General features: G+C 70.5%; 21 protein-coding genes. 12 read left to right on the forward strand and 9 right to left on the reverse strand.

Annotated features, from left to right (window positions below):
• Positions 1–25: 25 nt before the first annotated feature.
• The 5 genes from AB5L97_RS16565 to AB5L97_RS16585 form a co-directional block, all read right to left on the reverse strand.
• A complete protein-coding gene (locus tag AB5L97_RS16565) occupies positions 26–907 on the reverse strand; it encodes a glycerophosphodiester phosphodiesterase family protein (protein ID WP_369045474.1) in 882 nt (293 codons plus the stop codon).
• 3 nt (positions 908–910) lie between these two features.
• Complete coding sequence (locus AB5L97_RS16570; protein WP_369045476.1) at positions 911–2,737, reverse strand: ABC transporter permease; 1,827 nt, start codon at positions 2,735–2,737, stop codon at positions 911–913.
• Complete coding sequence (locus AB5L97_RS16575; protein WP_369045477.1) at positions 2,734–3,861, reverse strand: ABC transporter ATP-binding protein; 1,128 nt, start codon at positions 3,859–3,861, stop codon at positions 2,734–2,736. The genes AB5L97_RS16570 and AB5L97_RS16575 overlap by 4 nt, the downstream gene beginning before the upstream one ends.
• Positions 3,862–3,863: 2 nt before the next feature.
• Positions 3,864–4,937 carry an extracellular solute-binding protein gene (locus tag AB5L97_RS16580; protein WP_369045478.1) on the reverse strand — a complete coding sequence of 358 codons (1,074 nt, stop codon included), beginning with the start codon at positions 4,935–4,937 and terminating at the stop codon, positions 3,864–3,866.
• A gap of 169 nt (positions 4,938–5,106) precedes the next feature.
• Entirely contained in the window at positions 5,107–6,045 is a 939-nt protein-coding gene (locus AB5L97_RS16585; protein WP_369045479.1) for a Ku protein, read from the reverse strand.
• A 165-nt stretch (positions 6,046–6,210) separates the two neighbouring features.
• On the opposite strand from AB5L97_RS16585, the gene AB5L97_RS16590 reads away from it, so the two are divergent.
• Complete coding sequence (locus AB5L97_RS16590; RefSeq protein ID WP_369045480.1) at positions 6,211–6,744, forward strand: flavodoxin domain-containing protein; 534 nt, start codon at positions 6,211–6,213, stop codon at positions 6,742–6,744.
• 90 nt (positions 6,745–6,834) lie between these two features.
• On the opposite strand, the gene AB5L97_RS16595 is transcribed toward AB5L97_RS16590, so the two are convergent.
• Complete coding sequence (locus AB5L97_RS16595) at positions 6,835–8,643, reverse strand: hypothetical protein (protein ID WP_369045481.1); 1,809 nt, start codon at positions 8,641–8,643, stop codon at positions 6,835–6,837.
• A 473-nt stretch (positions 8,644–9,116) separates the two neighbouring features.
• On the opposite strand from AB5L97_RS16595, the gene AB5L97_RS16600 reads away from it, so the two are divergent.
• Positions 9,117–9,311 (forward strand): CsbD family protein, encoded by a 195-nt coding sequence (locus tag AB5L97_RS16600; protein WP_307958503.1) that lies wholly within the window; start codon positions 9,117–9,119, stop codon positions 9,309–9,311.
• A gap of 107 nt (positions 9,312–9,418) precedes the next feature.
• Here AB5L97_RS16600 and AB5L97_RS16605 read toward each other — a convergent pair whose 3' ends face one another.
• Complete coding sequence (locus AB5L97_RS16605; RefSeq protein ID WP_369045482.1) at positions 9,419–10,006, reverse strand: tail fiber protein; 588 nt, start codon at positions 10,004–10,006, stop codon at positions 9,419–9,421.
• A gap of 191 nt (positions 10,007–10,197) precedes the next feature.
• Between AB5L97_RS16605 and AB5L97_RS16610 the strand changes: the two genes are divergently transcribed.
• The 8 genes from AB5L97_RS16610 to AB5L97_RS16645 all read left to right on the forward strand — a co-directional run bounded on the left by AB5L97_RS16610 (position 10,198) and on the right by AB5L97_RS16645 (position 21,110).
• On the forward strand, positions 10,198–12,840 hold the full coding sequence (locus tag AB5L97_RS16610; protein ID WP_369045483.1) for an ATP-dependent DNA ligase: 2,643 nt from the start codon (positions 10,198–10,200) through the stop codon (positions 12,838–12,840).
• Positions 12,841–12,972: 132 nt separating this feature from the next.
• A complete protein-coding gene (locus AB5L97_RS16615) occupies positions 12,973–13,728 on the forward strand; it encodes a LamB/YcsF family protein (RefSeq protein ID WP_369045484.1) in 756 nt (251 codons plus the stop codon).
• On the forward strand, positions 13,725–15,506 hold the full coding sequence (locus AB5L97_RS16620) for a carboxyltransferase domain-containing protein (protein WP_369045485.1): 1,782 nt from the start codon (positions 13,725–13,727) through the stop codon (positions 15,504–15,506). The genes AB5L97_RS16615 and AB5L97_RS16620 overlap by 4 nt, the downstream gene beginning before the upstream one ends.
• Entirely contained in the window at positions 15,499–17,271 is a 1,773-nt protein-coding gene (locus AB5L97_RS16625) for an acetyl/propionyl/methylcrotonyl-CoA carboxylase subunit alpha (protein WP_369045486.1), read from the forward strand. Before AB5L97_RS16620 ends, AB5L97_RS16625 begins: the two co-directional genes overlap by 8 nt.
• 56 nt (positions 17,272–17,327) lie before the next feature.
• On the forward strand, positions 17,328–18,005 hold the full coding sequence (locus tag AB5L97_RS16630; RefSeq protein WP_307958509.1) for a GntR family transcriptional regulator: 678 nt from the start codon (positions 17,328–17,330) through the stop codon (positions 18,003–18,005).
• A gap of 267 nt (positions 18,006–18,272) precedes the next feature.
• Entirely contained in the window at positions 18,273–18,989 is a 717-nt protein-coding gene (locus tag AB5L97_RS16635) for a DUF969 domain-containing protein (RefSeq protein WP_307958510.1), read from the forward strand.
• Positions 18,986–19,957, forward strand: coding sequence for a DUF979 domain-containing protein (locus AB5L97_RS16640; protein WP_369045487.1), 972 nt, complete (start codon positions 18,986–18,988; stop codon positions 19,955–19,957). The genes AB5L97_RS16635 and AB5L97_RS16640 overlap by 4 nt, the downstream gene beginning before the upstream one ends.
• A 16-nt stretch (positions 19,958–19,973) precedes the next feature.
• Complete coding sequence (locus tag AB5L97_RS16645) at positions 19,974–21,110, forward strand: DUF2891 family protein (protein WP_369045488.1); 1,137 nt, start codon at positions 19,974–19,976, stop codon at positions 21,108–21,110.
• 76 nt (positions 21,111–21,186) lie between these two features.
• Here AB5L97_RS16645 and AB5L97_RS16650 read toward each other — a convergent pair whose 3' ends face one another.
• A complete protein-coding gene (locus tag AB5L97_RS16650; RefSeq protein WP_307958513.1) occupies positions 21,187–21,627 on the reverse strand; it encodes a hypothetical protein in 441 nt (146 codons plus the stop codon).
• Positions 21,628–21,887: 260 nt separating this feature from the next.
• On the opposite strand from AB5L97_RS16650, the gene AB5L97_RS16655 reads away from it, so the two are divergent.
• Entirely contained in the window at positions 21,888–23,096 is a 1,209-nt protein-coding gene (locus tag AB5L97_RS16655) for an MFS transporter (protein ID WP_369045489.1), read from the forward strand.
• Here the strand turns inward: AB5L97_RS16655 and AB5L97_RS16660 are convergent.
• Positions 23,078–25,303, reverse strand: a complete 2,226-nt coding sequence (locus tag AB5L97_RS16660) for an ATP-binding protein (RefSeq protein WP_369045490.1) — start codon at positions 25,301–25,303, stop codon at positions 23,078–23,080. The two genes, AB5L97_RS16655 and AB5L97_RS16660, sit on opposite strands and share 19 nt — an antisense overlap.
• 144 nt (positions 25,304–25,447) lie before the next feature.
• Here AB5L97_RS16660 and AB5L97_RS16665 point away from each other — a divergent pair, with 144 nt between their 5' ends.
• Positions 25,448–26,671: an FAD-dependent oxidoreductase gene (locus AB5L97_RS16665; protein ID WP_369045491.1), complete on the forward strand. Its 1,224-nt coding sequence runs from the start codon at positions 25,448–25,450 to the stop codon at positions 26,669–26,671.
• Positions 26,672–26,686 lie beyond the last annotated feature (15 nt).

Raw genomic sequence — 26,686 nt, forward strand, 5'->3', positions numbered from 1 at the left:
GTCGTCCTCATCCCCAGGCCCCGGCTCACGCCGTCGCCGGCTCGCTCGCGCGCTCCACTCCGAGCGCATCGCGCCACGGCACGAGCAGGCCCGGCCAGTCGGTCTGGATAACGTCCGCCCCGAGGGCGGCGAGCCGGCCCCACCCGAGGTCCGGATCGGCGAGGACGGAGGTCTCGTCGTCCCAGCCGCAGAAGAGCGGCACGCGGTTGTTGAGGTTGATCGCGTTCAGCAGGGCGAAGCACCCCTGCGAGTGGAGCCACTCGATGTAGCCGGCCTGCGCGAACTCATGGTCCGGGGACTCGGCGAGCAGCTCGAACCCGACGGTGTTGATCTCCTGCATGGCGAGAACGCGGATCACGTCCTCGTGGCTGCGGACCATGGGCGCGAACGCGTGCTTGACCGGATGCGCGGCGAGCAGCCCGAGCCACTCGTCCTCGACCGGGGACTTGAGGACGGCGCGCCCGAGGACGTCGAGCCGGTCGAGGGTCGGCAGAAGGTCCGGCCAGAACCACCATGAGCGGTCCACGTTGAACAGGGCCGCGGGGTGGGCACGCACGACGTCGGCCAGCTCCGCCACGCCGTACCGCACCCCGGCGGCGTCCGAGCACCACCGGTACTCGAGCGCGCGAATCTCGGCGGCGCTCATCGTGCGGATGTTCTTCTCCACGCCGAAGTGCATCGGCTCGTAGCCGTCGTGGAAGAGGAAGAACTCGCCGTCCGTGGACTGCACGACGTCGATCTCGACCATCTCGGCACCCTGCCGCAGCGCCGCGGTCACGGCGGCGGAGGTGTTCTCCGCGATCGTCCCAAGGCCCGTGCCGCGGTGCACGGCGACGAGCGGCCGCGCTGCGGCGAGCGCGGCGTTGAGGGGGGCGTTGGCCTCGGCGAATCGGGCCTGTCCGAACATGTTCTACTCCTTCGGGGTGCCGGCGAGGGCCGGCTCGGTCTGGGGCACGGGCTCGACGGCCGGCTCGGCGGGCCGCTCGGCTCGTGGTTCGGCCGGCGCGGGCGCACGACGCCGCCGCTTGGCGGGGCGGGATGCTCCCCGCCCGTAGACGAGCCACATGGTGATGCCGCTGATGACCATGAGGATCACGGTGTAGACGAACGTGAGCGCCGTGGCATCGCTCATCGTGTCCTCGCTCGTGGCGTTCTTGATGACGATGCCGAGCGGCTGGTACAGCGGGTGCGCGAGGAACACCGCGGTGTCGTACTCGTCGAGCAGGCTGTTGAAGTTCAGGGCCGCGATGGCTGCGGCCGCCGGAGCCACGATCGGCAGGATCACGCGGCGGAAGCGGGTGAACTGGCCCGCGCCGAGGATCGCGGCCGCCTCGTCGAGCTGGTCCGGCACCGCGGTGAACGCCGCCTTGAGCATGCGCAGCGTGAACGGGATCTTATGGATGATGTACGCGATCGCGAGCAGCCCGACGGTCCCGGTGAGCACCATGTTCCCGACGATCCACTCCTTGTGGTCGTAGGCGAGGATGAGCCCGAGCGCGATGAGGGTGGAGGGCAGGATCCACGGCAGGTGCAGGACGTATTCGATCGCCGCGGCGACGGGCCCGCGGAACCGTGTGAGGGCCCGCGCCACGAACAGGATCCCGATCACGACGACGGCGGTCGCGACCGCCGCGTACCCGATGCTCACGAGGAACGGCCACAGGGCGGCGTAGTCGGTGAGCGCGCGCACGTAATTGTCCAGCGTGAACGAGCCCCACGTGAGCGAGGCGCCCTGGATCGACGCGGCGTCCGTGAAGGAGAACAGCACGATGAGCACGGGCGGGACGGCGTAGACCACGAACAAAGCGTAGGCGAGCACGTGCGCGGCGGCCCTGGCGAACGGGTTGGCGATCCGCTGCTTCTGCATCGGTGCTGGGACCTTGGCAACGGAGAAGTAGGTCCCGCCCTTCTCGAGCCGGTTGAGCAGGGCCAGGAGCGCCACCGTCGCGAGGCCCAGGACGAGCGCGAGCGTTGCCGCGAGGTCGCGGGAGGCAGGCGCGTTGGCGAACGTCAGGATCATCGGGGTGATGGTCTGGGAGTCCGTCCCGCCCAGGACCTGCGGGGCCGCGAGCGCCCCGAGGCCGCCGAGGAACGTGAGGATCGTCAGGGCGTAGACCGTGGGCATGAGGGTGGGCAGGACCACGCGGCGCAGCACGGTCCACTCCGAGGCGCCCATCATGCGGGCGGCTTCGATCGTGCCGAAGTCCACCTTGGACAGGGCGTTGCCGAGGAACAGGAGGTGGTGGCCCGTGGTGGCGAACGTCATGACGAAGACCACCGCGAACATGCCCGAGAACCAGCCCGGGTCGAGGCTCGGGACGAGGTTCACGGCGAGCTTCGTGAGGAAGCCGTGCTCGCCGTAGATGAACTTGTACCCGGCCACGAGCACGATGCCCCCGTACACGAGCGTGGTCGCGTAGCCGAGCCACAGCAGGCGCGCGCCCCGGATCGCGAAGTACCGCGTGAGCAGCACGATCGCGATGCCGACGGCGTTGACCGTCACCGAGAGCACGACGGCGAGCAGGAAGCTGTTCCGCAGGGACGTCATCGCCCGCTGGGATGAGAGGAGCCGCTCGAACGCGCTGAAGCTGACCTGGCCCTCGGGTGCGAACACGGTGGTGAGCACCCTCAGGGTGGGGTAGACGAGGAACGCCGCCGAGAACCACACGAGCACGATGCCCACGACGACGAACAGCGGCGAGCGCAGCAGCTGCCGCACCGGGGCATTGGCGCTCATGCCGAGACTCCGGTGACCAGGGCCCCGGCCGGCTCAGGAGCCACGGCTCCGGCTGTCAGGAGCCGGCCGTCCGGACCGTACTGCAGGACGTCGACCGGGTCGATGAGGGCGGTCACGGCGTCGCCCGGCGCATAATCGTGGCCGCCGGACTCCTGCACGATCGCCCGCAGCTCACCGGTGCCCGTCTCGATCCGGTAGGTGCTGGCCGTGCCGTGGTAGCGGCGGCCCACCACGCGGCCCGGGATCTGGACGCCCGAGGCGACCGGACCGGCGTCGTGCGCTTGTGCGGCCCGGCCTGCGAGGCGGATCCGCTCGACGCGCAGGTAGGACGGCAGCGCCGGGTCGAGGTGCGCGCCGGCGGAGCCGAGGCGCTCGAGGAGTGCGGGGCCGAGGCGGACGGCGTCGCCCACGAACGTGCACACGAACTCCGTGGCGGAGCGCCGGTACACCTCCTGCGGGGTGCCCACCTGCTCGACGCGGCCCTGATTCATGACGGCGATGCGGTCGCTGAGCATGAGGGCCTCGTCCTGGTCGTGTGTCACGTAGACGGTGGTGATGCCGAACTGCTCCTGGAGGTCCTTGAGCTGGACCCGCAGCTGCTGGCGCAGGGCGGCGTCGAGGTTGGAGAGGGGCTCGTCGAGGAGGAGGATCTTGGGGCGCAGCACGAGGGACCGGGCAATCGCGACGCGCTGCTGCTGGCCGCCCGAGAGGTCAGCGACGTTCTTCTCGAGCTGCTCGCGGGTGAGGTTGACCTGGCGAGCGATCGCGGCGACCCGCTCGCGGACCTCGGCCGCCGGGACCTTGGCGGTCTTCAGGCCGAACGCGATGTTCTCGCCGACGGAAAGGGTCGGGAACAGCGCGTAGTTCTGGAACACCATGCCGATGTCCCGGCGGTGGCTGGGCAGGTGGGTGACGTCCCGGCCCGCGATGCGGACCTGGCCCGAGGTGGGGGCGATGAAGCCGGCGAGGGTGCGCAGCGCAGTGGACTTGCCGCAGCCCGAGGGGCCGAGGAGGGTGAAGAATTCGCCCTCCCCGACCTCTAGCGCGTAGTCCGGCAGTGCCACGAAGTCGCCGAAGGAGACGCGGACGCCGCGAAATTCGATCGCATTGTGGAAGTCGACCATGGTCAGCCCTTGAGGTCCTCGAGCTCGATCTTCTCGACCCACTTGTCGATGTTCTTCGCCACGAGCTGCCAGTCGATGTCCTGGCGCGTGAAGGCGTCCGTCTGCGCCATAGCGTCCTTGTTGGCCGTCGCGGCGGCCTTGGTGTTCGTCGGGGCCGTGAAGAACTGGTTGGACCACTTCGACTGGACCTCGGCTGAGCCGAACCAGTCGATGAACTTCTTGGCCGCCTCGGCGTTCTTGCTGCCCTTGACGAGCGCGACCTGCTGAACCGCGTAGGGCACCCCGACGGCGGGCTTCACGGCCTCCGTGGCGATGCCGTACTGCTTCTCGCGGCTGGCCTTGCCCGCGAGCCACATCTGGCCGGCGTCTACCGTGCCGTCCTTCATGCGGGCGTAGAGGTCGGTGCCCTTGACCGCGCGGGAGCCGGTGGCGAAGTACGCCTTGACTGCGTCCCAGCCCTGCGGGCTCACTCCGAGGGTACCGTTCGGGTCAGGGTAGCGGGCGAGGATTCCGGCCAGGACCATTTGGGTCGTGGCGCCGCCGAGCGACGTCGGCACCTCGTAGCGGCCCTTGAAGGCGGGGTTGGTCCAGAGGTCGGTCCAGTCCTGCGGGGCGGCCGACGGGCTGGCGTAGGCGGCCTTGTTGTAGACGAGCATGATGGGTTCCCGGACGATCGGCCAGAACGTCTTGCCCGCCTTGTCGCCGAGGGCCGGGTCCACGTCGCCCGCCCAGGCGGGAGTGTACGGCTCGAGGACGTTCTGACCCTTGAGCTTCTCGAAGTACACGTTGTTGAGGCCGAACGTCACGTCCGCGACGGGGTTGTTCTTCTCCGCGCTCAGTCGGTTCATGACGTCCCCGCCACCGAGGTCCACGAGCTGGAGCTTGAAGCCCGCGGCCGAGGCCTCCTTGGTGAGCCAGTCTCCGCGGCCGTCCGAGACCGAGTTGCTGTAGACGACGAGGGAGGCCTGATCGCTGCCGCCCACGGAGGCTGCGGTCTGGCCGGGCGGCGTGCAGTCGGTGAGCAGGGCACCGGCCACCGCAAGGGCGGTTCCGGCGAACAGAGATCGGCGCTTCATGGAGTACTCCTTGGTCTGAGGGAAATGATCGCGCTTTCATTTGCACCAATGAACGCGCTTTCATTTCGATCGTCGGCCCAAGGGGTGTCCCACGTGTGGAACCATCGTGACGCCACGGTGAACAGACGGCGAACGCCCGGCGCCGATGGCGCTCGGGTGCCCCGGAGGCTCAGCCGGTTTTGCGGGTGCGCCGCTTGGGTGGCGCCTTCTCCTCGGACGGTGACCCCTCGGCGTCGGCCGCCTCCAGCTTCCCAGCCCGCCCCCGCCCAGCCGCGGATGCCCTCGAGACCGCGGCGGGCTCCTCCGCCCCTTTGGCGGCCTTGCGCCGGTTTTCGACCGAGCGCCGCAGCGCCTCCATGAGATCGAGGACCTCGGCGCCCTCGCCCTCCTCGGCCGGAGCGCCGAAGGTCTCCTCGGTGTCCACGGCGTCGCCCTTGGCGAGCTTGGCCTCGACAAGCTGGCGCAGCTGCTCCTGGTACTCGTCGGCGAACTGCTCAGGCTCGAACTCGGACGAGAGGCTCTCCACGAGGGAGGATGACATCTTGAGCTCCTTGTCGGAGATCCTGACCTCGGTGTCCTCCAGGACGGGGAAGGCCGCCTCGCGCACCTCGTCCGGCCAGAGCAGCGCCTGCAGGACCATGACGTCACCGCGAACCCGCAGCGCGCCGAGGCGTGATTTCTGGCGCAGGGCGAACTTCACGACGGCGGTCAGCTCCGTCTCCTCGAGGGTGCGCCGGAGCAGCTGGTAGGGCTTGACGCCGATCTTCTCTGGCTCGAGGTAGTAGCTCTTCTCGAAGAACATGGGATCGATCTGCGAGTCCGGGACGAACTCGACGACCTCGATCTCGCGGCTGCGCTCGACCGGCAGGGACTTGAGATCCTCGTCCGTGAGGACCACGGTCTGCCCGCCCTCCTCGTAGGCCTTGTCGATGTCCGCATACTCGACGACCTCGCCGCACACCTCGCAGCGGCGCTGGTAGCGGATGCGCCCCTTGTCCCGATCGTGGACCTGGTGGAGCTTGAGGTCGTGGTCCTCGGTGGCGCTGTAGACCTTGACGGGCACGCTGACCAGGCCGAAGCTGATGGCGCCCTTCCAGATAGAACGCATGTGCCTAAGTGAACCGCACAAACGCGGGCTTGGATAGGTCCGCGGGGAGGACTCGGCGCGGCGCCCGGTGTCCTTCGGCCCTGTCGGGCGCGCCGATCCGGGACCACCGTGGAGGCGAGCCGACATTCCAGGCCCGCCCATCCGCACACCTTCGAAGGACCAGCCATGAACATCCTCGTCGCCTACGCCAGCAAGCACGGGGCTACCGCGGGCATCGCCGAGCGGATCGGCTCGACGCTCAATGCCGCGGGGCTCTCAGCGACCGTCAAGCCCGTCGAGGAGGTCGACGACGTCACGCCCTACGACGCCGTCGTCCTCGGCAGCGCCGCCTACATGTATCACTGGATGCGCGAGGCGACGGCCTTCGCCAAACGGCACCAGTCCGAGCTTGCCGAGCGCCCGGTGTGGCTCTTCAGCAGCGGCCCCGTCGGCGAGGAGACCGTCGACAAGGAGGGCCGTGACATCCTCGAATCGTCCGAGCCCAAGGAGTTCGAGAAGTTCGCCGACCTGCTGCATGTCAGGGACGGGCGCGTGTTCTTCGGCGCGTGGGATCCCTCCGCGCCCCCGGTGGGCTTGGCCGAGAGGGCCATGAGCCACCTCCCAGCAGCCAAGGGTGCCCTGCCGGCCGGCGACTTCCGCGACTGGGCGGACATCGAGGCCTGGGCGCAGACGATCGCCAACGAGCTCAAGGCCTCCTAGCGGGCACCCGCGGCCGCGCGGGCGGCACACAGGAGGGGCGGACGACGGCGGGTGCGCACCCGCCGTCGTCCGCCCACCGCGATCAGTGTGTCAGCGGGTGAAGACCCCCGAGAAGATGTCGGAGTTGCCGAACCGCGATGCCGCGCCGCACGCAGCGGGCGGGAACGGTCTGGCCGGGGTCGTGTCGGTGACGGCCGACGGTTGGCTGTCCTCGCCCCAGTCAGTGCCCACCGACTGGTTCGCCGCCGTTCCGGACGGCGTACGCAGCGCGGTGCGGTAGTCGTTCACAGCGGCGCAGTTGTCCGCGTTACGCACGTCGTTCCAGGCCGGATAGACCGACGTGTTGCTCGCCACGGCCGCGTTGTAGTCGCCGAGGAACTCGCTGACGAGGCTGTTGGAGCTGGACGCTCGCGCGTCGCCGGACGTGCCACGGTGAAGCACAGACACCGCGCCGCTGAGATTGCCGTCGAGTGCGACCACGACGCCCTCCATGGGGCGGCGTGCGCTGAGGTCCGTGTAGACGGCGTGGAAGGCGTTGTACACGGCGTAGGCGGACCGGCCGTCCGGGCTGATGGCCACGGCGGTGAAGTTGGGACGGTCGCCCGTGGCCTGGACGGCCCTCGGGTTCGACCACGTCGCGCCGCCGTCGGTCGAGGTCTGCAGCAGCGACTCCTCCGCCCCGAGACCGTTGCGCGCGTCGCTCCAGCCGAGCAGGATGCGGTCGGTCGCACCGGCCCCGGACGGGGCACCGTTGGCGATGTCCACGCTCGGGAAGCTGTCCGTCCGGGCGCCTGCGAAGCCGTCGAACGTGAAGCGGCCCGCGAATGCATCGAACACGCCGACGTCGGTCACGTCTGCGACTGGCCGGGGTGTGCCGAACTGCTTGCCACCGTTCGTCGACACGGCCATCATCTGCACGCTCTGGGTTCCCACGGTGCCCTCGAAGAACAGGTAGACGTTGCCCTTCGAGTCGGTGCGGATCATGGAGCCCTGTCGACCCCCGTTGTGGGCGTTGTCGTGTGCGGAGCTCACTTGGACGGGGTTCGACCAGGTGACGCCGCCGTCGTCTGAGTAGGCCGCCATGATGGGCTCTGGCTCAGAGGGCGAGTGCGTGTTGTTGGCCGCGCGGAACGAGGTCCACGATGCGTAGACGCGCCCGAAGTAGTGGCTCGAGGCCGCGTTGTCCGCCCACATGTTGTTCTTGTCGTTGAACACGACGGGGTTGAGGCGGCCGCTCGCGATGGCGGGGCTGCTCCACGCCGAATTCTTGCCGGCCAGGGCGCTGGCGATGTCGTCGGTGTGCGATACGGCCACCGCGTAGTTCGGCGTCACGAGCGTGTTCGCACCCGGGAAATTGCCCACGAGGTTCGAGTAGTAGTAGCGGCTGCCGTTGCTCCACGAGAAGTGGCCCTGGGCGTCAGGGGCCGGGCCGACGGCCAGATTCGGGTCGCCGTTGGAAACGAGGCCGGCCTCGGCGTAGTTGGGGAGGGTGCCGATCGGCCCGCCCTGTACACCCTGGCCTGTGCGTGCCGAGTACCCGGTGTACGCGGGCTGCTTCCAGGTCGTGCCGTTGTCCGTCGAGATGTAGACGCCGCTCAGGCCCACCCCTGGCGTGAACGGGCAGGACCCGGCCCCACTCGAGGTCTGCCTGCATGGCGCGAGGTCGATCTCTTCGTTGGCTCCCGCGATGAGTGTTCCCGAGATGGGGTCACGGGCGATGGATGGCTCATTCTGCTTGTTACGCGGGAACATGGTCCAAGGACTGCCCGAGGTCACCAGGGCGTCACTGGAGGAGGGCGGCGCCGGGGGTGCTGCGCTGACGCCGGTGGCAGCCGAGAACACTAGGGCAGAGGCCGCAGCCAGGGCGCCAAGACGCCACAGGGACGAATGAATGGACATGAGAGGAAGCTCCTCGAACGGGGCCTACGGTCCGCGCCGTCGGGCACGGACACCAAAGGATCGCCGACCGCGCCGAGCACGGACGGACGGTGGTGCGTGCGCGCTGCGAAGCGCTTCCCTCAGCGCCCTGCACCGCGTCGCGTCGGCGTCGACATCCCGCCGACCAAGATCACAGTCCCTGCCATGCCCGGTCGCGCCGGGACAGGCCACCGCCAACACTAGGCCCCGACCGCGGGCTCGACAACGGCCCGGGATGCCATCTTCCGGTCATTCGCCGGACGTCGGGGTCGGGCCCGAGCCCTCGCGCCGTCCGCGGTCCGCTGGACGCCCGGCGCCGCGTCCTCGTGAGGGTTGCCCCACCCAGCCGCTCTGGGCAGGATAGGAACCGGCGCACCCAGCGCGCCCGGTCCGGGCGATCGCCCGGGCGCGATCTGACCACTCGAGGCGGGAACGTCCGCCGGGAGGAGAGCAGCATGGGACTCGGCGACAAGATCAGCAACAAGGCAGAGGAGCTCGGAGGAAAGGCCAAGGAGACCACCGGCCGGGCTACCGACAACCCGGACCTCGAGGCCGAGGGCCAGGCCGATCAGGCCTCGGCTGGCCTCAAGCAGGCTGGCGAAAAGCTCAAGGACGCCGTCAAGGACATCAAGGACGGCTTCTCGAAGTAGCCCCGGCTCCTCGCCTGCACGCCGAAGAGAAGGGCAGAAGCACGACGCCGCCGGGTCGCCTCGCGGGAGGCGACCGGGCGGCGTCGTGCGCTGGAGAATGCCGGAGGTCAGTTCCGGGACGGGAAGACGCCCACCGTGCAGATCGAATAGGTCATGTTGTTCGGCGCCGCACTACGCAGGTCAGGGAGCGCGAAGTTCGTCGTCCCATTGCCGCCGTAGGTGGTTCCCAGGAGCGAGAACAGGGCGGCGTTCTGGTTGATGGACAGGAGCTGGCCGTTGGCCGGGGTGCCCTGGGCCACGCTGCCTGCCGTCAGCAGCACCTCGCCGATATAGCACTCGATGGCGCGCCCCGCAGCAGCGGTGTTCGTGTTAGTCCCGAAGGCCGTCGTGCCGGGACCCGCCGGGCCTTGGATCCCCTGGGGGCCTTGGGGGCCCGCAGGTCCGGCCGGGCCCTGGGCGTTCCACTGGGTCAGCGTTTGGGCGTTCGAGCAGTGGGGCTGCGTGTTGAGCTCAATGGTGGCTGCCTGGACGTTGGCGCCGTTGGTGCAGGCATAGAAGACACCGCCGGCAGAGGCCGGGGTCACGGCATTGGCAACCGTGACTCCCCCTGCAGCGAGCAGCACGGCAGCGGCACCAACGGAGACGGCGCGGACGCGGGATCGCTTCAGGGACGAGACGAGGGCAGTGAACGACATGGACGTGCCTTTCGACGCTTTGAGACCGCGGCTACTCCCCGCACTGGACGCTACGTCCGCTCCCCAGGATCTGGAATAGACCTAGGTCTATTGCCTGCGCGGGGCCGGTCCCTTTCCCACCCTCCCGGCGGCCCTTCCCACCCTCCCGGCGCCCCTTCCCACCCTCCCGCCCTGCGTGGCAGGGTAACCGCATGGCATCGCAGCGCGAGACCGTCCAGATCGACGGCCGCAGGATCAGCCTGTCCAACCTGGACAAGGTCATGTACCCGGCTGCGGGGACCACGAAGGGCGATGTCATCGAGTACTACCGGACGGTGGCGCCCGTGATGATTCCGGCCGTCCGCGACCGGCCGGCCACGCGCAAGAGGTGGGTCCACGGCGTCGGCACCGCAGACGAGCCCGGCGAGGTGTTCTTCCAGAAGAACCTCGACCCGCGGTCCACTCCCGAGTGGGTCCAGCGCGTCACGCTCCACCACCGCCATTCCACCAACACGTACCCCCTCGTCAACGACCTGCCCACGTTGATCTGGCTCGCCCAGATCGCGGCACTCGAGATCCACGTCCCGCAGTGGCGTGCAGTCGAGACCGACACGATGATCAACCCAGACCGCCTGGTAATAGACCTCGACCCGGGGCCCGGCGCAGGGCTGCCGGAGTGCGTCGAGGTCGCACTCCTCGTCAAGCCGATCTTCGATGACCTGGGCCTCGCATCCGTGCCCGTCACGAGTGGGTCCAAGGGCATCCACCTCTACGCGCGGCTCGACGGCAGCCAGGAGTGGGAGCAGGTCTCCGCCGTGGCGCGCGAGTTGGCCAAGTCCCTCGAGGCCGATCACCCCGACCTCGTGGTCGCAGACCAGAAGAAGACCCTCCGCGAGGGCCGCGTCCTCGTCGACTGGAGCCAGAACAGCGGCCAGAAGACCACCATCGCGCCGTACTCCCTCCGCGGTCGCCTCCAGCCGATGGTCGCCGCGCCTCGAACGTGGGAGGAGATCGGCGCGCCCGATCTGGCACACGTGCGCTACACCGAGATGGCGGGGCGGCTCTCGACGTTCGGGGACCTCTTCGCGCCGCTCCACCCCACACCCCTGAACCCGACCACCCTCCCCGGCACGCACGACGCCGTCGGGTCGTCTCGCCCGCGCCCGCGCGCCTCCGCGGGCGCTCCCCGCGACGGCGCGCGTTCGTCCGGCGAGGACGACGACGGTACGGGCCACGCGCCGTCGTCCGCCCAAGTCCCGACGCGGGACGGCGACCGGCTGACCGCATACCGCGCCAAGCGCGACGCGGCCAAGACCCCGGAGCCCGTGCCGCCCGAAGCTGTATCTTCGGCTACGCCACGCGCCGGCGACGCGTTCGTGATCCACGAGCACCACGCGCGGCGGCTGCACTGGGACCTGCGGCTCGAGCACGAGGGTGTGCTGTCGTCGTTCGCGATCCCGAAGGGCATCCCGGCCACAACCGGGCGGAACCATCTCGCCGTCCATACCGAGGACCATCCGCTCGAATACCTCACGTTCTCGGGCACGATCCCGCACGGCGAGTACGGCGCGGGCGAGATGTCGGTATGGGACACGGGCACGTATGAGGTTGAGAAGTGGCGCGAGGACGAGATCATCGTCATCCTGCACGGGCTGCCCGGCGGCGGCCTCGAGTCGGTGGCGGAGGGGATCGGCCGGGCGGGTGAGGGCGTGCGGCTCGCGCTCATCCGCACCGATACCGGGTCGGGCAGTGTGTCCGGTGGCAGGGAGAACTGGCTCGCGCACCTCATGAAGGACCAGGCCAAGGGCCACTGGCGGCGCGGGGCCCTCGGTGCGCCAGACCACCCAGCCGAGACCGGGGCCCCTGCGCCCGAGATCGCGGCTCCGGGCGCGCGAGGGGGGCCACCGCCGTCGCCCATGCTCGCACAGGCCGGCACCGAGGGGCTGGTGCGGGACGGAGACTGGGCGTTCGAGATGAAGTGGGACGGCATCCGTGCGATCGTGGATGCCCGGGCCGAGCCGTTGCGCCTCTTGAGCCGCAACGGGATCGACCAGACGGCCACCTACCCCGAACTCGCGGGGCTCGCGGAGCTGGGGCCCGCGGTGCTCGACGGCGAGATCGTCGCCCAGGACGCGAGGGGCCGGCCCGACTTCGGGCTCCTCCAGCAGCGGATGAACCTGGTCGGGCCGGCCGACGTCGAACGTGCCCGCCGCAGCGTCCCGGTCCGCATCATCCTGTTCGACCTCCTCGAGTACGAGGGCAGAGACCTCACACGCCTCCCGTTCCGCGAGCGCCGCGCCGCGCTCGAGCTGCTCGCCGCGGGCGGTCTGCCGGCCAACGTGCAGCTCTCCCCCGTCTTCGACGGCAGCATCGACCACGTCCTCGACGCGTCCGCCGAGCATGGCCTCGAGGGCGTGGTCGCGAAGCGGCGCGGCTCCGCCTACGAGCCCGGCCGCCGCTCGGGCGCGTGGCTCAAGATCAAGCACACCCAGACCCAGGAGGTGGTGGTCGCCGGCTGGCGGGAGGGCAAGGGCGGCCGTGAGGGGACGCTCGGCTCCCTCCTCGTGGGCATCCCGGACGACGACGGCGTGCTGCGGTACGCGGGGCGGGTCGGCTCGGGCTTCACGGACCGCATGCTCGCCGAGATCTCAGGACGCCTGCGGCCCCTCGAGCGCGCGACGAGTCCCCTGGCGGACATCCCGCGCGAGGACACCCGGGATGCCCACTGGGTCACCCCGAAGCTCGTCGCCGAGGTGCGGTACGGCGAGCTGACGTCCGCGGGCCGGCTGCGCCACCCGGTGTGGCGGGGGTGGCGGCCGGACAAGGAGCCCAAGGACGTGGTCCGGGAGGCGTGAGACGCGGCGCGCAACCCGCGGAAGGACGCACAGAAGCTGACCCTCAGGAGCTGACCCTCAGAGAATTGTTGAACAATCTGGGGAAGTGATGCATGCTGGATACAACACACCCCTGAGACGGAGATCACTACCATGGCCACCATCGACCTCAACAGCGACGTCGGCGAGTCGTACGGCAACTGGACGTTCGGCGACGACGCGGCGATCTTCGAGAGCGTCTCGAGCGCCAACGTCGCGTGCGGCTTCCACGCCGGTGATCCCCGCGGTATCCGCGCAACGCTCGAGGCCGCGGCCTCGGCCGGCGTCGTCGTCGGGGCGCACCCGGCCTACCGTGACCTCGCGGGCTTCGGACGGCGTTTCATCGACGTCGCGCCGGACGAGCTGACCGACGAGGTCATCTACCAGATCGGCGCCCTGCAGGGCCTAGCCCGCGCGGCGGGCACCGAGGTCCGCTACGTCAAGCCCCACGGCGGGCTCTACAACGCGATCGTCCACCACGAGGCCCAGGCGAAGGCCGTCGCGAAGGCAGTCGCCGAGGTCGCTCCCCACCTGCCGCTCCTCGTCCTGCCCAACTCAGAGATCCAACGGGCCGCCGAGGCCGCGGGCCTGCGCACTGTCGTGGAGGCCTTCGCCGACCGCGCCTACACTCCCGAAGGCACGCTCGTGTCCCGCCGCGAGCCGGGCTCGGTGCTCCACGACCTCGACGAGATCGTCGAGCACGTCCTGCGCCTCCTCGACGGCAAGGTCCGCGCCATCGACGGCACTCACGTGGCCGTCACGGCAGACAGCATCTGCGTGCACGGCGACACCCCCGGCGCCGTCGCCATGGCGGCCCGCATCCGGGCCTCGATCACGGGCGCCGGATTCGACATCGCGAGCTTCGCGTGACGGCCCTCAGCGGTGCCCCCAGCACCCCCGGGACCGAATCGCGCGCGGACCCGATCATCAGCCTGCGCGCCGCGGGCGACCGCGCGGTACTCGTCGAACTGCGGACCCTCGGCGGCGTCCTCGCCCTCACGTCCCACCTCGCCGCGGCCGAGCACGCCGGTGACATCGACGTCGTCGACGTGGTGGCCGCCGCGACCACGGTGCTGATCGTCGCGGAGTCCGCGAGCGCCGTCGCCCGCGCCGCCGCCTACGTCCGTTCACTGCACCTCGAGGACGCGGCGCACACCCCGGGACGTCTCGTGCGCATCACGACCGTCTACGACGGGGCCGACCTCGACGAGCTCGCCCAGCTCGCAGGCCTCTCCCCCGAAGCGCTCGTCGCCTCGCACAGCGGCACGGTGTGGGACGCGGCGTTCGGCGGCTTCGCGCCCGGGTTCACCTACCTGACGCACGACGCCGCGCCCTCGGTCCCGCGGCGCACCTCGCCGCGCACGGTGGTACCGGCAGGCTCGGTGGCGCTCGCCGGCGCCTATTCCGCCGTGTACCCGGGGGAGTCGCCCGGCGGATGGCAGCTCATCGGTCACACCGACGCGGTCATGTGGGACCTCTCGCGCGAGGACCCCGCCCTCGTCCAGCCCGGCGACAGGGTCCAGTTCGTCCCGGTCCGGGAGAGTACTTCGCTCGCGGCCACCGCCGCGGACGGCGGGCTTGTGCAGGGTGCGGGCCCCTCGCAGCCCGCAGAGCCCAACACTTCTGGCGAGCGAGGGCCCGCCGAGGCGAGCCGGCCAGCAGAGGCGGGGCTCGTCGTCGTGCGCCCCGGCATGCAGACCACGATCCAGGACCTCGGGCGGCCCGGCCGCGCGGCGCTCGGCGTGAGCCCGGCGGGGGCGCTCGACCGTGGCGCGCTGCGGCAGGCCAACCGGATCGCGGGCAACGCGCCCGGCGACCCCGCACTCGAGGTCCTCCTCGGGGGACTCGAGCTGCGCGCCGCGTCGGACCAGGTCCTCGCGGTCACGGGCGCCCGGGTTCCGCTGCGCATCACGGCGGCCCCCGCCGCGGTCGTCGAGCCCGAGGCGCCCACGGGGGCGGACGGACCAGAGACCCCTCAAGCGCGCGCCAAAGACCCCTCAACCGTGAGGGAGGCGCCGTTGGACACGCCGTTCGCGCTCCTCGCGGGCGAGACGCTGAGCCTCGGCATCGCCACCGAGGGGCTGAGGGCGTACGTCGCGGTGCGCGGCGGCATCAACGCGCCTCTGGTCCTCGGCAGTGCGAGCACCGACTCCCTCTCCGGGATCGGCCCTGCCCCGCTCGCGGAGGGCCAGACCCTCCGCGTCCGGCCGATGCTCGGCGCGCACGTCGTCGGTCTCCCCGAGGTCCCCCGTCCGCTTCCGGGCGGGGCTATGGGCGGCGCCACGGTGCTGCGTGTGCTCCCCGGGCCTCGCGAGGACTGGTTCACGGATGCCTCGGCCCGCGCGTTCTTCGGGCAGGAATGGACCGTCACGCCGCAGTCGAACCGCGTCGGGCTCCGGCTCGACGGCGCACCCCTCGAGCGAGCCCGCGAGGGCGAGCTCACGAGCGAGGGCACGGTACGCGGCTCGGTGCAGGTCCCTGCGAACGGCCTGCCGGTGCTGTTCCTCGCCGACGCGCCGGTGACCGGCGGATACCCGGTGATCGGCGTCGTCGTGAGCGCCGACCTCGACCTCGCCGCCCAACTCCCTCCCGGCGCCACGGTGCGCTTTGTCCCCCTGACCAGCTCCGAAGGAACCTCTCATGCGTAAAGTCCTCATCGCCAACCGCGGCGAGATCGCCGTCCGCATCGCCCGAGCCTGCGACGACGCCGGCCTCGAGAGCGTCGGCGTCTACGCGGATCAGGACGCCGACGCCGTCCACGTCACCGCGTGCACCGAGGCGTACGCCCTGGGCGGGACCTCGCCGGCGGAGACGTACCTCGACATGGCCAAGATCCTCTCGGTCGCCGAGCGGTCCGGCGCCGACGCCGTCCACCCGGGCTACGGCTTCCTGTCGGAGAACGCCCGGTTCGCCCAGGCCGTGCTCGACGCCGGGCTCGCCTGGATCGGCCCGTCGCCCCGGACCATCCGTCTCCTCGGGGACAAGGTGAGTGCACGCGAGGTCGCCGTGCGGGCGGGCGCGCCGCTCGCTCCGGGCAGCGACGGGCCCGTGGCCAATGCGGCAGAAGTCCGCCAGTTCGTTGCGGAGCATGGTCTCCCGGTGGCGATCAAGGCGGCGTTCGGCGGCGGCGGCCGCGGCCTCAAGGTCGCCAGGACCATGGAGGAGATCGACGAGTCCTTCGACTCCGCCGTGCGCGAGTCCCGCGCCGCGTTCGGGCGCGAGGAGTGCTTCGTGGAGAAGTTCCTCGACCGCCCGCGGCACGTCGAGGCCCAGATCCTCGCGGACACGCACGGCAACGTGATCGTCGTCGGCACCCGCGACTGCTCCCTCCAACGGCGGCACCAGAAGCTCGTCGAGGAGGCCCCCGCGCCGTTCCTGAGCACGGAGCAGCGGGCGCGCATCCACGAATCCGCCAAGGCGATCTGCCGCGAGGCGGGGTACGTGGGCGCGGGCACCGTCGAGTACCTCCTCGACGCGCACGGCACCATCAGCTTCCTCGAGGTCAACACGCGCCTCCAGGTGGAGCACCCGATCACGGAGGAGACCTCGGGGATCGACCTCGTGGCTGCCCAGCTGCGGATCGCCGCCGGCGGTGTGCTCCCCATCCTGACGGACCCGGAACCGCGCGGCCACTCGATCGAGTTCCGCATCAATGCCGAGGACCCGGGCCGCGGCTTCCTGCCCGCTCCTGGCACCGTGGAGCGGTTCGCGGCCCCGACAGGCCCGGGGATCCGCGTCGATTCCGGCGTCCGCGACGGCTCGACCATTCCGGGGCAGTTCGACTCGCTCCTGGCCAAGCTCGTGGTCACGGGCGCCGACCGCCGGCAGGCCCTGCGCCGGGCTCGTCGCGCGCTGGCCGAGTTCGAGATCCGCGGCCTCGCGACGGTCCTGCCGTTCCACCGGGCGGTCGTCGACTCCCCGGCGTTCAGCGCCGATGGCGATGCCGATGAATTCAGCGTGTACACGACGTGGATCGAGTCCGAGTTCATGGACGAGCTCGCGGCCAGCCCCGAGTTCACGGCACCCCGCACCCAGGACGCGGGCCGGCGCACGTTCGCGATCGATCTCGACGGCAAGCGGATCACGCTGGGCCTGCCGGCATCGCTGCTCGCGGGCCTCGCCTCGGCCGCGTCCGGCTCCGCAGCCTCGGACGCCGCGCACGACGGCGCCGCCTCCTCGCGCGAGGACGTCACCGGTGCAGAGCTCACCGCAGAGATGGGCGGGACCGTGGTCAAGTGGCTCGTAGCTCCCGGCACTGCGGTGGCCGCGGGCGAGGGCATCGTGGTGCTTGAGGCCATGAAGATGGAGACCACGGTGGCTGCGCACCGGCCCGGCACGGTCGGTGAGCCTGCCGCGGCGGCGGGCGACGCTGTCGTTCCCGGCACCGTCCTGACGACGATCCACGCCGGTTGAGCGGGGGGAACCGGTGGTTGGGCCGAGCCGAAGCTTCGCGTCGATAGGGTAGATCCATGACAACCGAGGGGGTTCTGGACAGCCTGCGCACCGCAGCCGAGAACACGAAGCACGCCGAAACGGGCACGTGGGTCGCGGAGCGGCTGCGGCAGGCGATCGCGGACGGCCTCCTCGCGCCGGGCGCCAAGCTCGCCGAGGAGGCACTGCGCGAGGCCCTCGGGGTGTCCCGGAACACGCTCCGCGAGGCGTTCGCGACCCTGCACGCCGAGCGCGTCGTGACGCGGATCCCCAACCGCGGGGTGTTCGTCTCGCACCCGACCTCCGAGGACATCCGGGAGATCTACCGCGTGCGGCGCCTCGTGGAGCCGGCGGCCCTCCTGTGGGGTCCCGCGGCGCCCGCGGACCCCCTCAAGGACATCGTGCGCGCGGCCCGCGAGGCCGCCGTCGCCGGCGACGTGCCCAGGATGGCCAACGCCAATCAGGAATTCCACCGCAAGCTCGTAGCCCGCGTGGGCAGCGAACGTCTCGACACCCTCATGGGGCAGGTCCTCGCGGAGATGCGCCTGGTCTTCGCCACGATGGCGGACGACACGCGTTTCCACGCACCCTACATCGAAGAGAACGCGAAGATCCTGAGCCTCCTCGAGGCCGGGAAGAACGCCGAGGCCGCGAGCGCCATGACCGCCTACCTCGACCGCGCGGAGGAACAGCTCCTCGCCGCCATCGCCGCCTGAGCGCCGAGCGGGCATCTCCATGTCCCCGCCTTCCCTCCGTTGCGGGGTCACGTCCCCACGTTGCGGAGTCATCTCCCCACGTTCGGGAGTCACATCCGAGAACCGAGGAGGTCGGACGGGACGCTCCCCACGATTGTTCAACAAGCCCTTGCGTGATTGTTGAACAAAAAGATATGCTCTAGGTCACAGCGTCGCGCGGCGCACGCTACACCCCCTGTCGCAGGACCTACGCAGGACCCGTGCAGTCCCACACCGGAACGGATCATCATGCTTGTACTCATCGGGGTACTTCTGGTCATCGTTGGCTTCGCCATCCGACTGAACCCCCTCGTCGTCGTCACCGTGTCGGGCATCGTCACCGCCCTCCTCGGTGGCCTGAATCCCATCCAGATCCTTGATGCGTTCGGCTCCGGCTTCGCCAGCAGCCGCTCGGTGACGATCTTCGCGGCAGTGCTGCCCGTGATCGGGATCATCGAGTACTTCGGCCTCCAGGAACAGGCCAAGAACCTCATCGGCAAGCTCGCCAGGCTCACCGCCGGCCGAGTCCTCCTGGCCTACCTCGCCATCCGCCAGATCACCGCGGCCGTCGGGCTCACGAGCATCGGCGGCCACGCCCAGACGGTCCGGCCGCTCGTCTTCCCGATGGCCGAGGGCGCCGCGATGCGCCGCTACGGCCACGTGCCCGAGAAGGTCAAGGAGAAGATCAAGGGCCACTCCGCCGCGGCGGACAACGTGGGCGTGTTCTTCGGCGAGGACGTCTTCGTGGCCGTTGGCTCGATCCTGCTTATCACCACGTTCGTGGACACGACCTATCACCTGCACCTCGAGCCGCTCCAGCTCGCCGTCTGGGCCATCCCGACCGCCATCGCGGCCTTCCTGATCCACGGCTTCCGGCTCCTGCGTCTCGACCGGGCCCTGGACCGCGAGTACGCGAACACCACCAAGACCGACGAGGCCGCAGAAGCGGCGGAGGGCGCACTGTGATCAACGTCGAAGCCGTCTACTGGCTCATCGGAGCCCTGTTCATTGGCTGGGCATCGCTCATTGCACGGGATGAGAACCATCCCCATCGCTGGGGAGCCTCGTCCTTCTGGGGCCTTCTCGGGCTCTGCTTCTTCTTCGGCACCTGGGTCCAGGCCGGCACGGCCCCCGCGTGGATTCTGGGCGTCGCAGTCCTCGTCCTCGTCGCCATCGCCGCCACCGGGCGCCTCAAGCACGGCCCGGCCAAGACCTCCAGCCCCGCCGAACGCGTCGAGTACGCAGCCAAGTTCGGCAACAGGCTCTTCATCCCCGCACTGGCCATACCCGTGGTCACCGTGGTCCTCGTGCTGGCGGCCCCGGCCCTGACCATCGGCAACACCCCAATCCTCGATCCCAAGAACACGACCCTCGTGGCCCTGGCCATTGGGGCCGTGGTGGCGGCCGTCCTCGCCGTCGTGCTCCTGAAGCCGAAGAACAAACTCAACCCGGTCATCGAGAGCCGCCGGCTCCTCGAGTCGATCGGCTGGGCCGCGCTCCTGCCGCAAATGCTGTCGACCCTCGGCATCCTGTTCACGAAGGCCGGCGTCGGCACCGCGGTGGGCACGCTCGCGACCACCGTCATGCCCAAGGGCTCGCTTTTCGCGGGTGTGCTCGTCTACTGCGTGGGCATGTTCCTCTTCACCATCCTCATGGGCAACGGCTTCGCGGCGTTCCCGATCATGACGGCGGCCATCGGCTGGCCGGTCCTGGTCCAGGAGTTCCACGGCGACCCGGCGATCGTGTTCGCAATCGGCATGCTCGCGGGCTTCTGCGGCACGCTCTGCACGCCCATGGCGGCGAACTTCAACCTCGTCCCGTCCGCGCTGCTCGAGATGAAGAACAAGTACGGCGTGATCACGGCCCAGATCGGCACGGCAGTGCCGCTCCTCGCGGTCAACGTCGCGCTCATGTACTTCCTCGCGTTCCACTAGACGGAAGGATCTCCCCATGGGCGACTCCCCCGGCGTGCCCACCGCGCCGTCCCCCTCGGACCGCTTACCCGAGGGCCCGTTCCCTGACGGCCTCTTCCCGCATGCGGCGGGCCGCTGTGCCGCCGTCGTGCTAGACAACCTCGCACGGCCCTATCCCTACGCGGCGCACCACGTGCGGCGATCCGCCGAGGACACAGCCATGCCCGGCGAGCTGCACCCCGCCTTCGGGACCTCGTTCGACTGGCACTCGTCGGTGCACATGCACTGGCTCGGCGTGAGCGTGCTGGGCTCGGGGCAGCTCGAGTCCGAGGCGGCCGAGCAGCTCCGCACCGCGCTCGGCGCCAACCTCACGCAGGAGAAGCTCGCCGTTGAGGCCGCCTACCTCGCGGCGAACCCCACGTGGGAGCGGCCGTATGGGTGGGCGTGGCTCGTGCGCCTCGCCGCCGCGTGCGCCGTCTCGCACGACGCCGAGGTGCGCGGCTGGGCGGTGCACCTCGGCGGATGCGTGGACACGGTCGAGGGGCTCGTGGTCGCGTGGCTCGACAAGGCGGAGTACCCGGTGCGGCACGGCCTTCACACCAACTCGGCGTTCGGCCTCGCGTGGCTCGTGGACGCGTTCCGGACGCTGGGCCGGGACGACGCCGCGGCCGCCTGCGAGGCCGCCGCCCGCCGTTGGTTCGCCGACGACGCCGGCTGGGCCGCCGAGTGGGAGCTCTCCGGCCAGGACTTCCTGTCTGCCGGCCTGAGCGAGGCCGACCTGATGGCCCGGGTCCTCTCTCCCGCCGAGTTCGCCGCCTGGCTCGACCGGTTCCTGCCCAACCTGGCCGCTGGCTCGCGGATGCTCACACCCGTGGGCGTTACCGACGAGACCGACGGCTACATGGTCCACCTCCACGGCCTCAACCTGACCCGCTCAGGACAGCTCGCGCGCGTGGTGGCTGTGCTCCGATCGGGGCGAGCGGGCGGAACGCACGACGGCGGCAGCCCGGCTCCCGCCGCGGGCTCGCCCGAGGCCGTGCTCGCCGCGGCTGTCCGACCACTGTTCGAGGCCGGGCTCAGGGGCCTCGACAGCGGCGACTTCATGTCCACGCACTGGCTCGCGAGCTTCGCCTGGGACGCGGCAGAATCAATCGGCGCCCTCGACCCAGCCTGACCATCATCACGTGTACCCGAACAGGGATGACCCCCAGGCCAGATCGGCCTGGGGTCATCTCATTCCGACCGAGCCCCTATGCTGCGAGCGCCTTGTCGGTATGCCGTGCCTCGGCGAGCTCCTCCTTGGGCTTCATCAGCGCCATCACGACGACGAGGATCCCAGCGAGCGCCACCAGTTCAGACACCACCGGAGCCGCGATGACCGCGGCGCCCCAGTGCTCGAAGACGTCCCACACCATCATGGCGCCGAAGAACGCGCCCGCGACCACGTTGACCCAGCGGGCCACGGTGTCCGTGAGAACGAACGTCAGGAACGCCAAAGCCAATGGAATGAGCACGAACCCGGGCATCATCAGCGTCATCGGGCTGTCAACCGCCATCTCTGCGATCCGGCCGGTCCTCAGCTGGTCGACGGACCCCGGTTCCATGAGCACCAAGATGAACAGAAGGACCATTCCCACTGCGTAGAACACCCACAGCGTGGCGATCCGGAGCTTCCACATCAACGACCGCATCGTCGCCACCTCCTCCAGCGGAGGGACCGCCCGCCCGGGCGGGCCTCCACTTTCAGGATGCGCGGCTGGACGCCGACTGCGAAGAGCCCAAGGTCCCGCTCATGTGCAGCATGGAGCCGGCGCGGGGCCCTTGGCCACGAGCGGATCCTTCGCAACGGTCCTAGCACGCGAGGGTGGACGAATCCCAGATGAGTGGCTGGCGCAAGCCTCGCGGCGCCCCGGCAGGGGCCGGCGGAGCAACCCGAAGGCACCCCCGTGACATGGTGAGGGTTCTCGGCGTCCGCAACTTCGCCTTCTTCTGGACGGGCCAGCTGGTCTCCGGCACGGGAACATGGATGCAGACCGTCGCCATGGCGTGGCTCGTCCTCCAGATCAGCCACTCCCCGGGGATCTTGGGCACCGTCACCATGCTGCAGTTCCTGCCGATGATGCTGTTCACCCTTCCGGCCGGGGTCGTGGCAGATCGCGTCCCGAAGCGCGGGCTGCTCATTGCCACCCAGAGCCTCGCCGCGCTCCAGGCCCTCGTGCTCGGCATCCTGACCCTGCTCGGCACCCCGCAGATCTGGGAGCTCGCTGTCCTGGCCGTCGTCCTCGGGCTCTCCAATGCGTTCAACAACCCGACGCAGCAGGCGTTCCTCCCCGAACTCACGGGCCACGATCTCCTGCCCGACGCGGTGGCGATGAACAGCCTCCAGTTCAACGGAACGCGCATGATCGGGTTCGCCCTCGGCGGTATCGCCCTCGCAGAGCTGTCCGCCGCGGGCGTCTTCCTCATCAACGCCGCAAGCTTCGCCGCCTCGTTGGCCGCACTCCTGCTCATGCGTCCGGCTGAACTCCACGCGCCGGCGGGCCAGCGCCCGGGGCACCACGCCCTGCGGGAGGGCCTGACCTACACGCGCCGCACGCCCGCCGTCGTCTTCGTCTTGGCCTCGCTCGCGGTGGTCGGGACGTTCGGCTTCAACTGGCCGGTCGCGGCGCCCCTCATGGCCCAAGACCTGCTCGACGTCGGAGCGGTCGGCTTCGGGGCGCTCATGGGAGCGTTCGGTGCAGGCTCGCTCGTCGCGGGGGCCGGATTGATCCTCCTCGGGCCCGGCGGACGACGTCGCATGGTCACCGCAGGGGCGGTCCTCGCCCTCGTGCTGATCGCCTTGGGCATTTCACGGTCCTATCCCGCAAGTCTCGCGCTCATGGCCGTCGCCGGCATCAGCGGGACCGTGTACACGACCACCGCGAATTCGTCACTGCAGGCCATCGTGCCGGATCGCCTGCGGGGACGCGTCATGAGCCTGTTCGTGCTCCTCATGGCGGGAACGACCCCGATCGGCGCAACGCTGCTGGGGTGGGGTGCGGACGCCTTCGGCATCTCCGCGACCACGATTGCCTTCGGCGCAGTCACGGCCGTCGGCCTGGGCGCCCTCCTGCTTCACCACCGCCTTGCGTCGAGAAGGGCTCAGCCGCCAGTCGCGTGATCCCGCTCCGCGGCCCAGGCGGCAAGGGCCGCACGGTTGCGCACGCCGAGCTTCGCTGTCGCGTGCGCGACGTGGTTCTCCACCGTCCGCTCGGAGACGCCGAGCCTTCGGGCGATCGACCCGTTCGTGTGCCCGCGCCGGACCAGCTCGGCGACCTCGAGCTCGCGCGGGGTGAGAGCGGAAGGCGAGCGCCCGCCGTCGTGCGCCCGGAGCGCGGCCGCTGCGTCGGCCATCGAGAGCCGTTCGCCCTCGCGCCACGCCGCGGCCACGGCCTCGGCACCGGCCTCCCGCTCGGCCGCCGAGCGCACGGCGTCGATGTCGCCGAGGGTGATCACGTGGTACCGGCCACCAGCACCTTCGCGGCGGGCCGCGGACGCAGCGGCCCGCACGGCCCCGAGTGGATTCCGCCGCACTTCGATGGCCGCGAGCCGTGCGAGGGCGATGCCGAGGAGGGAGATGTCTCCGACCCGGGAGAAGTGCTCGACCGCGCCTGCCAGGTATGCCCGCGCCGAGGAATCCCGGTGAAGGTCTGACTCGGCAATGCCAAGGTAAGTGAGGATCTGGCCCTGCGACCACCCATCACCCGCCGACTCCGAGACCTCGAGCGCCTCGAGCAGCGCCGGCACCGCCTCCGCGGGTCGACCGCCGATCACAAATGCGGTGCCGCGCGTGCTCATCGCGCGTCCCCGTCCCGGATCGTCGCCCACCGCGGTGAACGCCTCGACGGCCGCGGTCCCCGAGTCGATAGCTCCGTGGACGTCGCCGGACAGGAAGCATGACACCGCCCCTAGGTAGTGGCTCATGGCCGCGCCGAGCGTGTTCGGCTCGAAGATCGTCAGCGCCTCTCGACTCGCGGCATGGGCCAGGTCAGTCTGCTGGTTGGCGTTGTGCAGGAGCGCCGCGGTGACGAGGCCGCCGCCCCGGACGGCGTCTGCGCGCGGGTACCTGTCCAGAAGCGCGCGGACACGGAGGAGGCCCTCGTCCTGCGCTACGCGGAACCAGAGGTCACGGCTCGACGCCATGAGGGCAAGTCCGGATGCCGGATCCGCCTCGGACGCATAGTCGAGGGCCGCACGGAGCTCCGGCAGCCTGAAGCTTGGCGTCGCGAAGCGGGACGATTCGGCGATCGTCGGGTACTGCGCCCCACCGAACTCGGCCACCATCCACGCGAGGTGCCTCCGCCGCGTGGCCGAGACCATCCCGCTCGCGTCGAGGCCCTCCCTCGCGAACTCGCGAGGGCTCTCGAGGAGCCGGAAGGTCGTGCGGCCTTCCGGGTCGGTCTCTGATTGGAGCAGGGACCGCGATACGAGATCCTCGAGATCCGTCAGCGACGCATCGACGACGGCGGCCGCCGCCCGGGCGTCGAAGGGGCTCGCGAAGACCGAGCACGCCTCGAAGACCTCCCGCTGCCGCCCGTTGAGGGCTTCAACGCTCGACGCGATGCAGGCGCGCAGACTCCGGTGGCGTGCGGGCGCCGTCGGCGGCCCGGATGCGAGCGGTTCGAAGCGGCGATCGAGCATCGGGAGCATCTCGGCCGGGGTGAGTACCGCCATGCGGGCGGCCGCGAGTTCGAGCGCGAGGGGCAGCCGGTCGAGGCGTTCGCACAGCTCGGCGGCAGCCGCGCGGGACGCCGGTGTGACGGGGAGCGCCGCGCGGACGGCAAGGGCGCGCTCCCAGAAGAGGCTCGCGGCCTCATCATCGAGCATCGGCCCCACAGGGACCACCCGTTCGCCCGCGACCCGCAGGGGCTGCCTGCTCGTGAGCAGGATGCGGCACGTGGCGGCGCCCTCGAGGAGGGCCACGACGAGCGCCGCGGTCTCGGCGAGGACGTGCTCCGCATTGTCCAGGACGAGCAGAGCCTCGCCGTCGGCGTCGAGCCACCACAGGATGGAGCCGAGCGCCGATGTCCGCCGGGCGGCGCGAATCCCCGCGGCATTCGCCACGGCGAGCCCCACGGATCCACCGTCCGTGATGCGGGTGAGGTCCACGAAGACCGTCCGCGCGGCGGCGTCCGACCGCACGGCCTCGATCGCGAGACGCGTCTTCCCCGCCCCGCCTGGACCCGTGATGGTCACGAGTCGGCTGAGGCTGCGGGCTTCGGCGACGGCGGCGAGCTCTGCAGTACGGCCAATGAAGCTGCTCGCGGGAGCAGGTAGACGCCCAACGATCGGCACCTCGGGTGCTTCCGGCGGCGCTCCCACGTCCATTCCCACAGTATCGGCGGGGCCGAGAACGGGTGTCCAGTGCGCGGCCTGAGTACCCCCTGAGTACTTCCACCGATGCGGCGGCCGAGCCACGAAACCTACCGTGAAGGCACCACCGCAAGCCAATGTCATCAGGAAGGACGCGCCGTGGACGCCTCAGCAGATGCAGTGATCGTGGGCGGGGGGCCGACCGGACTCACCGCGGCCGTGGCCCTCACCCTCAGGGGGCGCTCGGCGACCGTCGTCGATCCGGGCGAGGACCGGAGCGTGGGTTCCCGGGCACTCGTGGTCCACGCCGGCACGCTCGCCGTGCTCGAGAAGGCCGGCTGCGCCGCACCGATTCTCAGTGAAGCGGTGCAGCTGCGTTCGATGCGCATGAACAGCCGGCGCGGGCTGCTCACCCACAGTCCCTTCGATACCCTTCCGGGGCCTTACCCCTTCGCCGCCTCCATCCATCAGGCGCGCACCGAGGCAGCGCTCCGGCGCCGCGCCGAGGAGCTGGGCGTCCGCTTCGTGACCGCCCACGCCACCGGCGTCGATCAGGACGAGGGCGCGGCAGCAGTCGCGCTCGACGTCGGCGGGTTCCTCGAGGGCCGCGCGGTGGTCGGGGCCGATGGCATGCACAGCACGGTGCGGGAGGCTTCGGGCATCACGTTCCCGGACACGGGGGCCGCCTGGGGCGACGACGCCAACATGGTGCTCGCCGACGTCGTCGCCTCTGGTCCTGTGGACAGAGTCCACCTGAACGCTTACCCCGGCAGCGGACTGCTGGTGCTGATCCCCCTGCCGAACGGGAGGCTGCGCGTGCTCGCCAGTGTGCGCGACGGCGAGCGGGCCGAGGACCTCTCGGCCATCCAGGAGCTCATCGACTCACGCGGCCCTCTCCCGCGTCGCGGATCTTCCGGCCGGATCATCGTCGACGAGCTCGAATGGGCCTCGCGGTTCCACTTCCGGCACCATCTTGCGGAGGGGTTCAGGGTGGGACGTGTGCTTCTCGCCGGAGACGCGGGCCACGTCCACAGCCCGGTCGGGGGCCAGGGGATGAATCTCGGGATACGCGACGGCTGGTACCTCGCCGAAGCGATCGATGCATCGCTGCAGGCCGACGAGGCCGGGGAGCGCGAGCGGGCGAGCGCCCTTCTGGACGCCTACGCGACGAACCGGCGTGCAGCAGCCCAAGGCGTCATCGCGGCAACTGGCCGGATGCACCGCATGCTCTTCGCACCCCCGCCCGTCCGGCCTCTTCGGAACCTCGCCATGCGCATCACCGCCCGGACGCCCGCCCCGGCCCGCCAGGCGCTCGGCCTGTCCGGGCTCCTGGACCGCGGGCCGCAGCTCCTGAGCCGTGCTTCATCGCCAACTGGAGTGTGAAGCCGCTCTTTCGAA

The sequence above is a fragment of the Sinomonas sp. P10A9 genome (assembly GCF_041022165.1).
GTDB classification, from domain to species: Bacteria; Actinomycetota; Actinomycetes; order Actinomycetales; family Micrococcaceae; genus Sinomonas; species Sinomonas puerhi.

Coding starts and splice junctions, on each gene's coding strand:
- AB5L97_RS16605 (WP_369045482.1), bottom strand. CDS start 10,006: ATGTCGTTCACTGCCCTCGTCTCGTCCCTGAAGCGATCCCGCGTCCGC.
- AB5L97_RS16630 (WP_307958509.1), top strand. CDS start 17,328: ATGACAACCGAGGGGGTTCTGGACAGCCTGCGCACCGCAGCCGAGAAC.
- AB5L97_RS16570 (WP_369045476.1), bottom strand. CDS start 2,737: ATGAGCGCCAATGCCCCGGTGCGGCAGCTGCTGCGCTCGCCGCTGTTC.
- AB5L97_RS16585 (WP_369045479.1), bottom strand. CDS start 6,045: ATGCGTTCTATCTGGAAGGGCGCCATCAGCTTCGGCCTGGTCAGCGTG.
- AB5L97_RS16595 (WP_369045481.1), bottom strand. CDS start 8,643: ATGTCCATTCATTCGTCCCTGTGGCGTCTTGGCGCCCTGGCTGCGGCC.
- AB5L97_RS16660 (WP_369045490.1), bottom strand. CDS start 25,303: ATGGACGTGGGAGCGCCGCCGGAAGCACCCGAGGTGCCGATCGTTGGG.
- AB5L97_RS16590 (WP_369045480.1), top strand. CDS start 6,211: ATGAACATCCTCGTCGCCTACGCCAGCAAGCACGGGGCTACCGCGGGC.
- AB5L97_RS16645 (WP_369045488.1), top strand. CDS start 19,974: ATGGGCGACTCCCCCGGCGTGCCCACCGCGCCGTCCCCCTCGGACCGC.
- AB5L97_RS16650 (WP_307958513.1), bottom strand. CDS start 21,627: ATGCGGTCGTTGATGTGGAAGCTCCGGATCGCCACGCTGTGGGTGTTC.
- AB5L97_RS16615 (WP_369045484.1), top strand. CDS start 12,973: ATGGCCACCATCGACCTCAACAGCGACGTCGGCGAGTCGTACGGCAAC.
- AB5L97_RS16635 (WP_307958510.1), top strand. CDS start 18,273: ATGCTTGTACTCATCGGGGTACTTCTGGTCATCGTTGGCTTCGCCATC.
- AB5L97_RS16580 (WP_369045478.1), bottom strand. CDS start 4,937: ATGAAGCGCCGATCTCTGTTCGCCGGAACCGCCCTTGCGGTGGCCGGT.
- AB5L97_RS16575 (WP_369045477.1), bottom strand. CDS start 3,861: ATGGTCGACTTCCACAATGCGATCGAATTTCGCGGCGTCCGCGTCTCC.
- AB5L97_RS16565 (WP_369045474.1), bottom strand. CDS start 907: ATGTTCGGACAGGCCCGATTCGCCGAGGCCAACGCCCCCCTCAACGCC.
- AB5L97_RS16610 (WP_369045483.1), top strand. CDS start 10,198: ATGGCATCGCAGCGCGAGACCGTCCAGATCGACGGCCGCAGGATCAGC.
- AB5L97_RS16655 (WP_369045489.1), top strand. CDS start 21,888: ATGGTGAGGGTTCTCGGCGTCCGCAACTTCGCCTTCTTCTGGACGGGC.
- AB5L97_RS16625 (WP_369045486.1), top strand. CDS start 15,499: ATGCGTAAAGTCCTCATCGCCAACCGCGGCGAGATCGCCGTCCGCATC.
- AB5L97_RS16600 (WP_307958503.1), top strand. CDS start 9,117: ATGGGACTCGGCGACAAGATCAGCAACAAGGCAGAGGAGCTCGGAGGA.